This is a genomic window from Aliivibrio sp. S10_S31 (assembly GCF_014694495.1).
Lineage (GTDB): Bacteria > Pseudomonadota > Gammaproteobacteria > Enterobacterales > Vibrionaceae > Aliivibrio > Aliivibrio fischeri.
The window spans coordinates 153,125-167,211 of sequence record NZ_JAAUWR010000006.1 but is presented as its reverse complement, the minus strand read 5'-3'; the positions used below and the strand labels follow the sequence as shown (position 1 = coordinate 167,211).

The window sequence follows — 14,087 nt, the reverse complement described above, 5'->3', positions numbered from 1 at the left end:
AATAAGTGACCACTAAGTTAATTCGTTTTGAACGTTGCTTGATGGGATTATTGCTGCTGGTATTTTTACTAGCAGCATTAGTCATTACCAGCCTGCGCCTTTTTCTACCTACTCTCAACCAATATCAGCCCGAAATTGAAACCTTTCTTTCAGAAACTACAGGTTTTTCTATCTCAATTGGTGAAGTTAAAGGACGTTGGAGAAATACCAATCCGTCATTAAATCTTAGAAAATTGACTGCAGTTGATCCAAGTACTGGCAATGAAATAATTTCAGTGGGAGCGGTTGAGATTCAACTTAATATTTTATCTTCATTATGGGCACAACAGCCTCAATTTGCTGATTTAAGAATTGATAAGTTAACGGCAGATCTTACTTCGTTAGGCCCTTCAAGTTTAGGGAAAAATGAGGAAGATATAGAAGCAGAAAAAGAGAGTGATGAGTCTTTAGCTAAGCGTTTAGAAGACTTATTTCTCGTGCGTTTAAATCACTTCTCCATAAAAAGTTCTCAAGTTGCTTTCATGGCACTTGATGGTAACGAAAAAACCATTCAGATTGACTCCCTCCAATGGCGTAATGAACGCCGAAAACACTTAGCAGAAGGCATAGTCAGCGTTATTGGTAGTGAAATCAATCAGCTTAAAGTCATTGCTAATTTCAAAGAAAAAGGATCATTTAAAAGTTTAGATGGTCACTTTTATGTTGAAGCTAAAAATATTCAAGTGACCCCTTGGATCACTGATTCTATCCAAAAAGAATATGGAATAACTCAAGGTGAAGTATCAGTAAATGCTTGGTTTTCTTTTAAAAATGGCCAACCAATTGATGCATTAGTCGAAGCGTCTCCTTCGTATTTAAACTGGGTTGAAGATAAAAGTATTCATCAGGTTAGTGTAGAAGGCGGCGTATTTGAACTTCAACCTGATAATGAAGGGTGGAATGTTTTTGCAACCGATGTACAGGTTAAGCATCAAGGAAATAAGTGGCCGGAAATTACAGGTAGTTTTTCTTGGCAACCTGAAAAATGGGTTTTGAATTTAGCTCATATTGATTTGCAAAGTGCATTAGGGCTGAAAACATTATTGCCACCTTCTCAAGATAATGTGACTGATCTACTGACAACGTTAAATCCAAAAGGCAGCGTGAATGATATCCGCGTGGAATTGGATAAAACAACGGGATTGAATTATTCAGTATCGATTTTATCAGCCGGAATGAACCAGTGGGAGCTTCTTCCTGGGTTTCATAAATTGGATGTATTAATTTCTGGCAACGAAGAGAAAGGCAAAGCAAAACTGTCTTTGGTTGATGATACTCTTCCTTATGGAGATGTTTTCCAAGCGCCATTAAATATTAAAGACGGTGATGTTACGGCTTATTGGGAAGTGAATAATGACGGTTGGCGTTTATGGTCTGATTACATTTATGTTTCTACACCTGATTTACAAGCAAGAGGGGAGTTCCGTTTAGATTTCCCAACAGATAAACCATCAGTACTCTCTTTTTATGCAGAAGCCGATGCATTTAATGCAGATCAGACGTGGCGCTATTTGCCAACATTAGCATTAGGTCAAGATCTTACTGATTATTTGTCTGCGGCTGTGCAAGGTGGTAATGCTAAAACCGTTCAACTGCTTTGGTATGGTGAGTTGGATGATTTTCCTTATACGAAATATGACGGTATTTTTCAGGTTAAAGTTGGCTTAAAAGATGCGCAGTTTGCTTTTGATACGGCTTGGCCTCCATTAACTAATCTTCAGTTAGATTTAATGTTCCAAAATGCATCAATGTTTTTAAGCTCGCATTCAGCGGATCTTATGGATGTTCACGCCACTCGAGTGACAGGGCGTATTGCTAATTTATCGGAAGATGGGAAGTTAACGATTCGAGCAACAGCAAACGGCTCAGGCAAAGCGGTTCGTGAATACATGACAGCGACGCCATTGGTTGATTCTGTGGGCGCGGCATTAAATAGCATACAAGTTGATAATCGTGTTGATGCATTGTTGCGTTTAGATATTCCATTCTCCGGTGAGGATGTTCGAGCGTGGGGCTATGCTGATTTAGCGAATAACCATATTGAATTGCAGTCGCCTAATATCGTATTGACTAATGCTAAAGGGCGCATCGAATTTGATCATGATGTTGTAAAAGCAAGTGGCATTAAAGCTTCGTTGCTTGGTCAGCCTGTTTCGTTATCTTTTCATGGCGAAGACCAATCTGATTACTATGGTGTGAAAATAGAAACCAAAGGCAATTGGAAAATTGCACCACTTAAAAACTATATTGATTCACCTATGATGGATAAGGTGAGTGGTACGTCTTCGTGGAACTCAAATATTAATCTTCAAGTAGCAGATGTTGGGTTTACTTATCAGATAGGCGTTTATGCGCAATTAGATAATATGACTTCAACTCTTCCTTATCCTTTAGCATTAGAGAAAGGAGCAAATGAAAAAGCATCGCTACAAGTTTCTGGAAATTCTGAAAAACTATCAGGGCGATTAACTTTACCTGATACCAAATATCAAGCTGAAATAGATATTACGGGAAAAATTCCAGAGATTACCGCTAGCCATGTAGTTGTTGGTAAAGGGAATTATAAAGTTAGTCCTATCGTTGGTAATTCGGCATCAATTAATACGAAGTATTTAGATGCTGATGCATGGATTGCAGAGCCTATTTTAAGTAAAGAATCTAATAAAAAACCAAAAAGTGTAGCTATGTCTCACTTCCCTGTTATTCCTGTACCTACTCGAATTGATTCAAACATTAAATCTCTTCATTTGGCATCGCTAGATTGGAATGATGTGAGTGCTGATATTCGTAAAAAATCTCAAGGTTGGTATGCACAGATCCAAAGTCAAGAGGTTGATGGTAAGGCAAGCTGGAAAGATAATGATGAACTGCTAGTACAATTGGATAATCTGCATATATTTATTCCAAGTCTTGATAAGCCTGAAAATCAAAGAGGGTTAAATCGAGCAAAAGAGAATGAGCCGCTAATATCTTCTTTTGATCGTGAGTTTTTCCGCTTAATGCCAAACTTAGAATTAACGATTAAAGATGCGTGGATTCAAGGTTACAAACTAGGGAAAGTTGACACAAAACTGCATAAGAAAGGTGATACTTTCTATTTAGATAAATTGAAAATTACCAGTGGTGAAAATAAATTAGCCATGTCAGGTAATTGGTTGTTAGATAAAGAAAAGAGCCATTCAACCTTTAAAGTGAAAGCGTCTGGTGAAAATAACTCAGAGTTGTTAGCTCGATTTGGTATCAGTTCAGGCATTCAAAAAGCAAGCTATAGTATGGATGGTGATTTAAATTGGGATGGTGCTCCATGGAGTATTCGAACAAATACATTATCTGGTGAGTTAGCATCGACTTTAGGTGAGGGGGTGATTACCGATGTAAAAGGCGCTGCTCGTTTCTTAGGTTTATTTAGTATCGACTCTATTATCCGAAAAATGCAATTGGACTTTAGAGACGTATTTGATGATGGTATGGCCTTTAATTCAATTACAGGTAGCGGCAAGATGCGAAATGGTATCTTTGTTAGTAATAATCTAACGATGGATGCGGTCGCTGGTGAGATGAATATAAAAGGTAAGGCGGATCTAAATACTCGTTTAGTTGATGCAGAGGTTAGCTTTACGCCAGATTTAACATCGGGAATACCAATTATTACCGCATTTGCGGTAGCACCACAAACCGCAATTATTGTTTTGGCTGTAGCGACGGCGATTGCTCCTGTTATTGACGTTATTACGCAAGTTAATTATAAGGTTGAAGGACCGTTAGATTCACCTACAGTAAAAGAGCTATCTCGTAGCCAAGGTGAATATCAATTACCTGAGAAAACGGAAAAATAAGAAAAGGACGTATTATGAGTAAAGTTGGTATTGTTCAGATGACTTCGGGAGCGGAGCCCGATGAGAATATTAAGCAGCTAAAACTCAAACTAAAAGGGCTACAACTACAAGGTGCTAAGTTAGTTTTAACTCCAGAAAATTGCATAGTATTTGGGAAAAAAGACGATTATGAGCGATATGCCGAGCCAGTAGGTAAAGGTGTATTACAAGATCAATTGTCAGCGCTTGCTCGTCACTATCAATTGTGGCTTGTGATAGGTTCATTTCCTACAAGAAATGAAAATGGCAGTTTATCGACAACCAGCCTTGTATTTGATGATAATGGTCATTTAGTCGAACATTACAATAAATTGCATATGTTTGATGTTGATGTCGAAGATAGACATCAGAGTTACCGAGAATCCGATACTTTTACGGCAGGTAATGACATTAAAGTCGTAGATACGCCTATTGGGAAAGTTGGACTATCGATTTGCTATGATGTGCGTTTTCCTCAGTTGTATAGTGAGTTACGTAAACAGGGTGCTGAAATTATTCTTGTTCCCGCGGCTTTTACCAAAGTTACCGGTTATGCACATTGGGACATATTATTACGTTCAAGAGCCATAGAAACTCAGTGTTGGGTACTTGCTGCAGGGCAGTGGGGTAAACATGGCGCTGGACGCGAAACATGGGGGCATTCAATGATTATTGACCCGTGGGGTAATAAAGTGACCGCACAACAAGAAGGTACTGGTGTTATTATTGCTGATATAGACCTTGAGCAAATGAATCAAATTCGAAAAAAAATGCCCGTAGCTCAACACGCTCGTTTAACTAGTCATCTACTTTAAATACAGAAAAGAGTGAGTTTAGCCTATAAAACTCACTCTTTTTTCTTCATAATTAAACGATAGATTTTAAATTCTTAAAAAAGAGTATTCCTAATGAGTTTGCAAGAAGTAGAACAATCCTTATTGAGTCAAGCAGGGATCGGTCAGCAGGAACTGTCTCAGACCTTAAGCACCATCGCAAAACGAGACGTAGACTACGCTGATATCTACTTTCAATCATGTTGGCATGAGTCATTGGTACTTGAAGACAGTATTATTAAAGACGGGTCTTTTAATATAGATCGTGGTGTAGGTATTCGAGCTGTTGCTGGAGAAAAAACAGGGTTTGCTTATTCAGATCAGATTAACCTTGAAGCATTAACTCAGAGTGCTAAAGCGGCTCGTGGTATCGTTCAGCAAGGTGGTGAAGGTAAAGTTAAGGCATTTTCATCGCAGTCTATTCCTCAATTTTATCAGCCTGTAAATCCGTTAAATAGCTTAGATAAGCAACAGAAGATCGCATTGCTTGAAGAGATCGACGCTTATATTCGTGCGAAAGAACCGCTAGTTCAAGAAGTGTCTGCAAGCATAAGTGGTGTTTATGAGCAAATGCTTGTTGCTGCTTTAGATGGAACCTATGCTGCTGATATTCGTCCATTGGTACGTCTTTCTATTAGCGTATTAGTTCAGCGTGGTGATAAGCGTGAACGTGGTAGCGCTGGTGGTGGTGGCCGCTATGGTTATGATTATTTCTTAACGGAAGTAAATGGTAAATCTATTGCACTAGAGTTTGCTGATGAGGCGATTCGCCAAGCCTTAGTTAATCTTGATGCTGACGCAGCACCTGCTGGTATGATGCCTGTAGTTCTTGGTTCTGGTTGGCCAGGGGTTTTATTGCATGAAGCAGTAGGACACGGTCTTGAAGGTGACTTTAACCGTAAAGGTTCGTCAGTATTTGCTGGCAAAGTTGGTGAGAAAGTAACGTCTTCTGTATGCACTATTGTTGACGATGGCACTATGCTTGATCGCCGTGGTTCATTAAATGTCGATGATGAAGGTGTTCCTGGGCAATACAATACACTAATCGAAAATGGTGTATTAAAAGGCTACATGCAGGATAAGCTTAATGCTCGATTAATGGGTGTTACACCTACAGGTAATGGCCGTCGTGAGTCTTACGCACATTTACCAATGCCTCGTATGACGAATACTTATATGCTGCCTGGTGAGTATGCACCTGAAGAAATCATCTCAACAGTTAAAAAAGGTATTTATGCACCTAATTTTGGTGGTGGCCAAGTAGATATTACCTCTGGTAAGTTTGTTTTCTCAGCATCAGAAGCATATTTAATTGAAGATGGTAAAATTACTCGCCCAGTAAAAGGGGCAACATTAATTGGTTCTGGCATTGAAGCAATGCAGCAAATCTCGATGGTTGGTAATGATTTATCACTCGATCGTGGTGTTGGTGTATGTGGCAAAGCTGGTCAGAGCGTACCTGTTGGAGTTGGTCAACCAACGCTTAAACTAGATGCTTTAACGGTTGGTGGTACAGAGTAATACTGACAACGAAATGAATAAAAAAAGAGCCAAGGATCATTAAGATGCTTGGCTTTTTTATTAACAAAAATATGAATTCAAAAGAATTACAGATCTTCGTTTAGGTATAAATCTTTTAAGATTTGGAAAATTTCACGGAACGCCTTTGGTGGCTTGTTCGATGCTTTTTCTTTTTTAGCTTGGCGCGCAAGTTGGCGGAAACGCTGACGATCGGCGTCAGGGTATTTCACCATTACTTCTTCAATTACTGCGTCACCTTCTTCAATCATACGATCTCGAAGTGTTTCTAGTTTATGAAGTGCGGCTGTTGCTTGTGAGTGCTTGTTGCGAATTTTATCTAGAGCTAATTGAATTGGCTCTGGATCTTCATTACGCATTAGCTTACCAATGAATTGCAGTTGACGACGTTTCGCTTCATTTTTAAAACGCTGAGCATCATTGATCGCTTCTCTCAGATCGTCTGAAAGAGGGAATTTAGCCAGAACAGATGGTTTTAAACCAACTAACTCTTCGCCCAATTTTTGTAAGTCTTCCATGTCGTTTTTCATCTCGGTCTTACTTACCCAGATGATCTCTTCTTCCTCTTCCCAAGGAGCTTTCTGATTTTTTCTTGCCATGATCTTCATTCTTTAATGGGTGATTGACTCTATTTTAGCAAGATAAATGAATAATTGGGCGCAAATTTATCACATAGAATGTTATTCTAGTAAAAATGTATCTATTTAGTCAGATGTTATGGGCGCAAAACAGCAAATGATGAATCAAAAAATTGAACTCGAAGCAGCGGTAGCTAAAGCTTTAGACATGGCGACACAGCATGCAAGTGCAGCAGAAGTTGCTATTACAAAAACGACAGGCATTAGTGTATCAACACTTATGGGTGAGGTTGAGAATGTTGAATTTAACCGTGATGGTGCGTTAGGCATCACTGTATACCGTGGTCATCGTAAAGGCAGCGCATCAACATCTGATCTAAGTGATAAAGCGATTCAACAAACGGTTGCTGCAGCACTTGATATTGCAAACTACACATCAGAAGACCCGTTTTCAGGTCCAGCGCCAAAAGAATTAATGGCGAAAAATATTCCTGATTTGGATTTATTTCACCCAGATGAACCAGAGCCAGATTATGCTGCACAAAAAGCCATTGAAGCTGAGCAAGCGGCTTTAGAGTATCACTCATCAATTAAGCAAAGCGACGGTGCTAGCTACGATAGTCATTATGGCATTAAAGTATATGGTAACAGTCATGGTATGTTGGCAAGTTACCCTTCAAGTCGTCAAAGCATCAGTTGTAGTGTGATTGGTGTTGATAAAAATGGCGATATGGAACGTGATTATAGCTACACCGTTGCTCGTCATCGTGATGATTTATGGGATGCTAAAAAAGTAGGTTTAGAAGCTGCAAAACGCACAGTAAGTCGTTTAGATGCTAAAAAGCTAGATACTATGAAGGTACCTGTAATGTTTGCTGCTGACGTTGCTACAGGCTTATTAGGGCACTTAGTTATGGCGATTAGTGGTGCTAACTTATACCGTAAATCGACATTTATGCTTGATAAGCTAAATGAGAAGATTTTACCTGAGTGGTTTAACGTAAGTGAGCGTCCACATATTTTAAAAGGACTGGCAAGTAGTCCATTTGATAGTGAAGGTTTATACACTCAAGACCGTGAAATCATTACCGATGGTGTATTAGCTACGTATCTATTAACTAGCTATGCTGCACGTAAATTAAACATGACACCAACAGGGCATGCTGGTGGTATCCATAACTGGTTTGTTAAATCTACAGGTCAAAGCTTTGAGCAAATGCTGAAAACCATGGATACAGGTCTTTTAGTGACAGAGCTTATGGGACAAGGTGTGAATACGGTAACGGGTGATTACTCTCGTGGAGCTGCAGGTTTTTGGGTTGAGAATGGTGAAATTCAATATCCGGTCTCTGAAATTACCATTGCAGGTAATCTTGCTGACATGTATCACAATATTGTTGCTGTAGGTAATGATGTAGAAACTCGTTCTCAAATCCAAACGGGTTCTATTTTAATTGAATCAATGAAGATTGCTGGTCAGTAGTCGTAATATGATCAAATACTTATGTAGATTGGTATAAAGCATAAATAAAAAAGCGCGCAATCATTAAATGAGAGCGCGCTTTTTTTATGTCATGTAAAAAATCAAAATTACATCAGGATGGTTGCTAGGCCAAGGAAAGCAAATAGGCCGATAACATCGGTAATGGTGGTTAATGCCATGCCACCAGCTAATGCAGGATCGATATTCATTTTTTTAAGAATTAAAGGAATCGATACACCCGCAACACCCGCTACAGTAAGGTTAACCAACATAGCGGCAGATATAATAGCACCAAGCATGATGTCACCTTTCCAAATCATCACAATGCCACCAATGATAGCTGCCCAAAGAATACCATTTAAGATGCCGATACCCGCTTCCTTCATAAGCAGTTCTTTTTTGTTACTGTCACCGATATGACCCACTGCTAAGCCACGAATAACCAGAGCAACAGTTTGGTTACCAGCCACGCCACCCATTGATGGTACGATTGTCATTAAGACTGCAATAGAAGCCATTTGCGCTAAGGTTGCTTCAAACATGTTTGAAACAGATGCCGCTGCAAGTGCTGCAAGTACATTCATACCAAGCCAAACACTACGACGACGTGCGGATTTTACTACGGGTGCAAAGGTATCTTCTTCGTCATCCATACCGGCCATACTCATCATTGAGTGTTCAGCGTCTTCACGAATAACATCGACAACATCATCGATAGTGATACGACCTAAGAGCAAATTATTTTCATCAACAACTGGTGCAGAAACCCAGTTACGACGTTCAAATAAATTGGCAACTTCACCATCATCCGTATTTACAGGAATCGCTTCATCGGCGTCTTCCATTACATCACTGACCAGAACATCGGGCTGGGCAGTAAGAATTGTAGTTAAAGATAAATGACCGATTAAGCGGCTTTCTTTATCTAATACGTACAGTGCATCGGTGGCTTCTGGTAATTCACCTTTCATACGAAGGTAACGAAGAACAACATCGATCTCGACATCAGCACGAATCGTTATGAAGTCGGTATTCATCATACCGCCAGCGGTGTCCTCTGGGTACGATAGAGCGGTTTCAACGCGGAAGCGATCAACCGTATCCATTTGGCTCAATACTTCACGAGAAACATCGTCAGGTAAGCTACGAAGAACGTAAGCGACATCATCTGTCTCCATACCTTCAGTTGCTTCAGCAATGCTTTCTGGAGCCATTTGAGAGACGATGCCATCTTTTACATCTTCAGATAGCTCATCAAGGATCTCACCGTAATCTTCAGGATCGGTTAACTGCCATAATACGTTACGGCTTTTTCTGGGCGAAGCTTCTAATAGATGGGCAATATCCTCGGGTTCCATGTCCTGTAATAAACGACGAACATGGACAAACATCCCACTATCAAGTGCATTAGATACTTCTTGAAGAGTTTGATGGGTTTGATCGAAATCTTGTAGCTCTTGCATACTCTCCCCCATAGAAAACCGATTTCTAACTCGAATAATGAGTATAGACAATCTAGATTAGATAATGGGCTGAATAGTAACGCAATTTGGAAGGCACGATAAGTGAATTTTGTAAGGATTGGGTTAAACAGGTGTTGAGATGAGTATTATCTACTCATCTTCATCAAAACCCGCTTCAATAAGCTCACAAATAGCATTGAGTGCTTGTTCTGCATCAACGCCATCAGCAGAGACATCTACGTATTGTCCTTGTGATGAATCGAGCATTAAAAGCCCCATAACACCATCTGCCGTTGCTTGAGTGTTCTCTTCATTGGTTAAGGTAATTACAGCATCAAAGCTTTGTGCCATCTCAACTAATTTTATTGCGGCGCGAGCATGTAAACCTAATCGATTTTTTATTAATAAGTGGCGAGATGAGATTGGCATAATTAAGGCTCTTTAATATTAATGTCTTTCTAGGGTTTTATGACGGATCTGAACTTGTTTACCTCGCTGTTTAAAGTATTCCCCTAATTGTTGGGTAATATAAACAGAGCGGTGTTGACCACCAGTACAACCAATCGCTACGGTTAAATAACTGCGATTATTTTTTTCAAGAGCAGGTAGCCAGGTGGTCAAAAATTGTTGGATTTGCTCTTTAAGTTGGATGACTTCTGCGTGTTTTGCTAAATAGTCAGCAACGGGTTTATCTAACCCTGTCATCGGGCGTAAACTTGGTTCCCAATGAGGATTAGGTAAGAAGCGTACATCAAAAACATAATCAGCATCGGTGGGTAAACCGTGCTTAAATCCAAAAGATTCAAATACCATCACCAACTCTTTAGATTCTCGACCTAGGATCCGTGAGCGTAGGGTTTCACTTAAATCATGAATCGATTTTGTTGTGGTATCTAAGACAAGATCGGCTTCTTCTCTGTAGTCACTTAAAATGCTTTTCTCAAGTGTTACGGCTTGTTCTAAAGAACATTGCTCTCCGATTAAAGAGAGCGGGTGCAAACGGCGAGTTTCGCTGTAGCGCTTAATTAGCTCTTTATCTTCAGCATCTAAAAAGATAACCGTAACATCATGTGTTTTCTTTAATAGCGCTAAGGTGTTTTTTAATAATGCAGGATCTTTAGGTAGGTTGCGGATATCAACACTGACAGCAACATTTTGACTGCTATGTTGAATGGATTCCACAAACTGAGTGAGTAAATCAATAGGTAAATTATCAACACAATAATAACCAAGATCTTCTAATACACGTAAAGCGACAGATTTACCTGCACCAGAGCTTCCGCTAACTACCATGAGTTTCATTATTATGACCTTAAAAAAGATGGTTAAGATGTGATGATTTGATAAAGCTCGTCATCATTTTCCGCATGGCGCAGCTGACGTAATACTTGTTTATCATTGAGTTTTTCAGCAACACTAGAAAGTGTTTTTAGATGAAGCTTACATTGTTCATCGGGAACGAGAAGTGCAAAAAGAATATCAACAGGACGATTATCAATAGCATCAAATTCGATGGGTTCTTGGCATTGGATAAGTACAGCTACGGCATTATCACAATTGAACATTCGGCCATGGGGGATAGCTATCCCATTACCTATACCAGTACTTCCCATTTTTTCTCGGTTTAATAAGCTTTCAAAAAGCTCTTGAGGGCTTTGACCAATTTGAGGTGCGGCAATCTCACTAATAAGTTCTAATGCGCGCTTTTTGCTTGTGCATTGGACTGCACTTTTCGTGCAATCCAATGAAAGAATGGTGCTTAACTGCATGTTAATGACTACTTAGTTTTTCTTTATGTTTATTGAGTTGGCGGATCAATTTATCAACCAAACCATCAATAGCTGCATACATATCTTCTGAGTCAGAATGAGCGTGTATGTCACCTTGATTTACGTGAAGTGTTGCTTCTGCTACATGCTGTACTTTTTCTAATTTTAATACAACATGTACATTATTAATGTGTTCAAAAAAACGCTCTAATTTTTGGAATTTGGTATTCACATACTCACGAAGGCTATCGGTTAGTTCGACGTTTTGACCTGCGATGTTTATTTGCATAACACTTCCTTTTAATTAATTAAAGTAAACGCTTACGCTGATTTGATGGTGCGATACCAAGTGATTCACGATATTTAGCAATGGTACGGCGTGCTACTTGGATCCCTTGCTCAGCCAGTAAGGTTGCAATTTTACTATCACTTAACGGCTTAGCTTGATTCTCAGCCGCAACCAATTTTTTCACTAGTGCTCGGATTGCTGTAGATGAGCATTCACCACCATTATCCGTACTAACATGACTAGAGAAGAAATATTTCAATTCAAAAATACCTCGAGGGGTATGCATGAACTTCTGTGTTGTTACTCGTGATATGGTGGATTCGTGCATATCGACATCTAATGCGATGTCATTTAAAACCATAGGTTTCATTGCTTCTTCACCATATTCGAAGAAATCTTGTTGATGTTCAACTATACAACGTGCAACTTTGAGCAGCGTCTCGTTTCTGCTCTCTAGGCTCTTAATTAACCACTTTGCCTCTTGCAAATTGGTTCGAATGAATTGCCCATCCGGAGTGTTGCCCATTGTCTTACCAAGAGCCGCATATTCAGCGTTTACTTTTAAGCGAGGAACACTGTCAGGGTTAATGGTTACCACCCATTTTCCATTATGTTTGAATACAGAAACATCAGGAATAACGTACTCAGTTTCAGTATCGATAACACGATTACCTGGGCGAGGATCTAACTCGTGAATAAGCATCATGACTTGCTTTAAGTCACTTTCTTTAAGCTTAGTCTCTTTTGCTAGTTGTCGGTAGTCTCGATTTCCTAATAAATTAATATGATCTTTTAAAATCAGCTTAGTTTCAGGTAACCAAGGGGTATCAGCAGGGTAAGTTGCAAGTTGAAGTAATAGACACTCAGCTAAATCACGAGAAGCAACACCTAGTGGATCAAATTGTTGAATGCGTTTTAAAACCGCTTCAACTTCATCCATTTCAACCTCTTCATCTCCAATACTTTCTAAAATATCGTCGAGAGAACTAGTCAGGTAACCGTATTCATCTAATGACTCGATAATCGTGGTTGCGATTGTTCGATCAAGATCGGTAAATGGGGTTAAGTCAGCTTGCCACATCAGATAATCTTGTAAGCTTTCTGTGGTTTCACCTTGATAAATAGGAGTGTCATCATCAATAGCTAATCCAGTGCTTCCACTGTTTGCGCTATAAACATCATCCCAACTTGCATCCATCTCAAGTTCTTCTGAAATGTTATTGCTTTCAATGACATCGCTGCTATCAGTTACTGGTGTTTCTTGTTCTGCTGATGCGGTTTCTTTTTCCGCTTGAGGCTCAGGAGAGGTAAGAGTTTCAGGTGTGCTTAATGCTTCCTCTTCTACATCTAGAAGTGGATTTGAGTCGAGCGCTTCTTGAATCTCTTGCTGTAGGTCAAGGGTCGATAATTGCAATAATCGAATAGCTTGCTGCAACTGAGGCGTCATAGCAAGTTGTTGTCCCATTTTTAGCTGAAGAGATGCTTTCATTATTTAGCGATACCTTTTGTACATTACAACTTAAATTGATCACCAAGATAAACGCGTTTTACGTGTTCATCATTTAATACGTGTTCAGGAGTGCCATTTGCAATCATGTGACCTTGGCTTACGATGTAAGCATGTTCACATACATCAAGTGTTTCACGAACATTGTGGTCAGTGATTAATACGCCTAAACCACGATCTCTTAGATGTTGAATGATCTTTTTGATATCAATAACCGAGATTGGGTCAACACCAGCAAATGGTTCATCCAATAAAATGAATTTAGGATTAGCAGCGAGTGCGCGTGCGATTTCAACACGACGACGTTCACCACCAGATAGCGCCATACCATTACTATTACGGATGTGCTGGATATTGAACTCATCTAATAGTTCTTCAAGTTTATCAAGACGTTCAGCTTTATTTAGATCTTTACGCGTTTGTAAAACGGCCATGATATTGTCAAATACTGACAATTTTCTAAATATAGAAGCTTCTTGAGGTAGATAGCCTATCCCCATTTTTGAGCGGTTATGCATTGGTTGCAATGAGATGTCGACACCATCAATAGTAATCGAACCTTCATCACGAGCGACTAAGCCTACAATCATATAGAAAGAGGTCGTTTTACCTGCACCATTAGGCCCTAATAAACCAACAATTTTTCCAGATTCAACGGTAAGGCTTACATCGGAAACTACTTTGCGGCTTCCGTATGTTTTTGCTAAATTCTTTGCTTCTAATATTGCCATAA

General features: G+C 39.5%; 12 protein-coding genes. 4 read left to right on the top strand and 8 right to left on the bottom strand.

Annotated features, from left to right (window positions below):
* Positions 1 to 5: 5 nt before the first annotated feature.
* The 3 genes from HC728_RS07460 (at position 6) to tldD (ending at position 6,247) form a co-directional block, all read left to right on the top strand.
* On the top strand, positions 6 to 3,875 hold the full coding sequence (locus HC728_RS07460) for a YhdP family protein (protein WP_190395252.1): 3,870 nt from the start codon (positions 6 to 8) through the stop codon (positions 3,873 to 3,875).
* A gap of 14 nt (positions 3,876 to 3,889) precedes the next feature.
* Positions 3,890 to 4,708: a carbon-nitrogen hydrolase family protein gene (locus HC728_RS07455; protein ID WP_012533501.1), complete on the top strand. Its 819-nt coding sequence runs from the start codon at positions 3,890 to 3,892 to the stop codon at positions 4,706 to 4,708.
* Between the two features lie 93 nt (positions 4,709 to 4,801).
* Positions 4,802 to 6,247 carry a metalloprotease TldD gene (tldD, locus tag HC728_RS07450; protein ID WP_065597601.1) on the top strand — a complete coding sequence of 482 codons (1,446 nt, stop codon included), beginning with the start codon at positions 4,802 to 4,804 and terminating at the stop codon, positions 6,245 to 6,247.
* A gap of 86 nt (positions 6,248 to 6,333) precedes the next feature.
* Here tldD and yjgA read toward each other — a convergent pair whose 3' ends face one another.
* The gene (yjgA, locus tag HC728_RS07445) at positions 6,334 to 6,864 is read right to left on the bottom strand and encodes a ribosome biogenesis factor YjgA (RefSeq protein ID WP_005417486.1); all 531 of its coding nucleotides are present in this window, start codon (positions 6,862 to 6,864) and stop codon (positions 6,334 to 6,336) included.
* 118 nt (positions 6,865 to 6,982) lie between these two features.
* Here yjgA and pmbA point away from each other — a divergent pair, with 118 nt between their 5' ends.
* Complete coding sequence (pmbA, locus tag HC728_RS07440; protein WP_065597602.1) at positions 6,983 to 8,326, top strand: metalloprotease PmbA; 1,344 nt, start codon at positions 6,983 to 6,985, stop codon at positions 8,324 to 8,326.
* Positions 8,327 to 8,433: 107 nt separating this feature from the next.
* Here pmbA and mgtE read toward each other — a convergent pair whose 3' ends face one another.
* The 7 genes from mgtE to lptB form a co-directional block, all read right to left on the bottom strand.
* Positions 8,434 to 9,789, bottom strand: coding sequence for a magnesium transporter (gene mgtE / locus HC728_RS07435; protein WP_190395251.1), 1,356 nt, complete (start codon positions 9,787 to 9,789; stop codon positions 8,434 to 8,436).
* Between the two features lie 150 nt (positions 9,790 to 9,939).
* Positions 9,940 to 10,218, bottom strand: a complete 279-nt coding sequence (locus tag HC728_RS07430; protein ID WP_005417490.1) for an HPr family phosphocarrier protein — start codon at positions 10,216 to 10,218, stop codon at positions 9,940 to 9,942.
* An 18-nt stretch (positions 10,219 to 10,236) separates the two neighbouring features.
* Positions 10,237 to 11,091, bottom strand: coding sequence for an RNase adapter RapZ (gene rapZ / locus HC728_RS07425; protein ID WP_005417491.1), 855 nt, complete (start codon positions 11,089 to 11,091; stop codon positions 10,237 to 10,239).
* Between the two features lie 23 nt (positions 11,092 to 11,114).
* On the bottom strand, positions 11,115 to 11,558 hold the full coding sequence (gene ptsN, locus HC728_RS07420; RefSeq protein WP_012534023.1) for a PTS IIA-like nitrogen regulatory protein PtsN: 444 nt from the start codon (positions 11,556 to 11,558) through the stop codon (positions 11,115 to 11,117).
* A gap of 1 nt (position 11,559) precedes the next feature.
* Positions 11,560 to 11,847, bottom strand: coding sequence for a ribosome hibernation promoting factor (gene hpf / locus HC728_RS07415; RefSeq protein ID WP_011261180.1), 288 nt, complete (start codon positions 11,845 to 11,847; stop codon positions 11,560 to 11,562).
* A gap of 19 nt (positions 11,848 to 11,866) precedes the next feature.
* Positions 11,867 to 13,294, bottom strand: coding sequence for an RNA polymerase factor sigma-54 (locus HC728_RS07410; RefSeq protein ID WP_370539783.1), 1,428 nt, complete (start codon positions 13,292 to 13,294; stop codon positions 11,867 to 11,869).
* A gap of 65 nt (positions 13,295 to 13,359) precedes the next feature.
* Positions 13,360 to 14,085, bottom strand: coding sequence for an LPS export ABC transporter ATP-binding protein (gene lptB, locus HC728_RS07405; RefSeq protein WP_005417497.1), 726 nt, complete (start codon positions 14,083 to 14,085; stop codon positions 13,360 to 13,362).
* Between the last annotated feature and the right edge of the window lie 2 nt (positions 14,086 to 14,087).

Excerpts from the sequence above, each read along its gene's own strand:
- HC728_RS07455 (WP_012533501.1), top strand. The coding sequence starts at position 3,890 with ATGAGTAAAGTTGGTATTGTTCAGATGACTTCGGGAGCGGAGCCCGAT.
- tldD (WP_065597601.1), top strand. The coding sequence starts at position 4,802 with ATGAGTTTGCAAGAAGTAGAACAATCCTTATTGAGTCAAGCAGGGATC.
- yjgA (WP_005417486.1), bottom strand. The coding sequence starts at position 6,864 with ATGGCAAGAAAAAATCAGAAAGCTCCTTGGGAAGAGGAAGAAGAGATC.
- pmbA (WP_065597602.1), top strand. The coding sequence starts at position 6,983 with ATGGGCGCAAAACAGCAAATGATGAATCAAAAAATTGAACTCGAAGCA.
- mgtE (WP_190395251.1), bottom strand. The coding sequence starts at position 9,789 with ATGCAAGAGCTACAAGATTTCGATCAAACCCATCAAACTCTTCAAGAA.
- HC728_RS07430 (WP_005417490.1), bottom strand. The coding sequence starts at position 10,218 with ATGCCAATCTCATCTCGCCACTTATTAATAAAAAATCGATTAGGTTTA.
- rapZ (WP_005417491.1), bottom strand. The coding sequence starts at position 11,091 with ATGAAACTCATGGTAGTTAGCGGAAGCTCTGGTGCAGGTAAATCTGTC.
- ptsN (WP_012534023.1), bottom strand. The coding sequence starts at position 11,558 with ATGCAGTTAAGCACCATTCTTTCATTGGATTGCACGAAAAGTGCAGTC.
- hpf (WP_011261180.1), bottom strand. The coding sequence starts at position 11,847 with ATGCAAATAAACATCGCAGGTCAAAACGTCGAACTAACCGATAGCCTT.
- HC728_RS07410 (WP_370539783.1), bottom strand. The coding sequence starts at position 13,294 with ATGACGCCTCAGTTGCAGCAAGCTATTCGATTATTGCAATTATCGACC.
- lptB (WP_005417497.1), bottom strand. The coding sequence starts at position 14,085 with ATGGCAATATTAGAAGCAAAGAATTTAGCAAAAACATACGGAAGCCGC.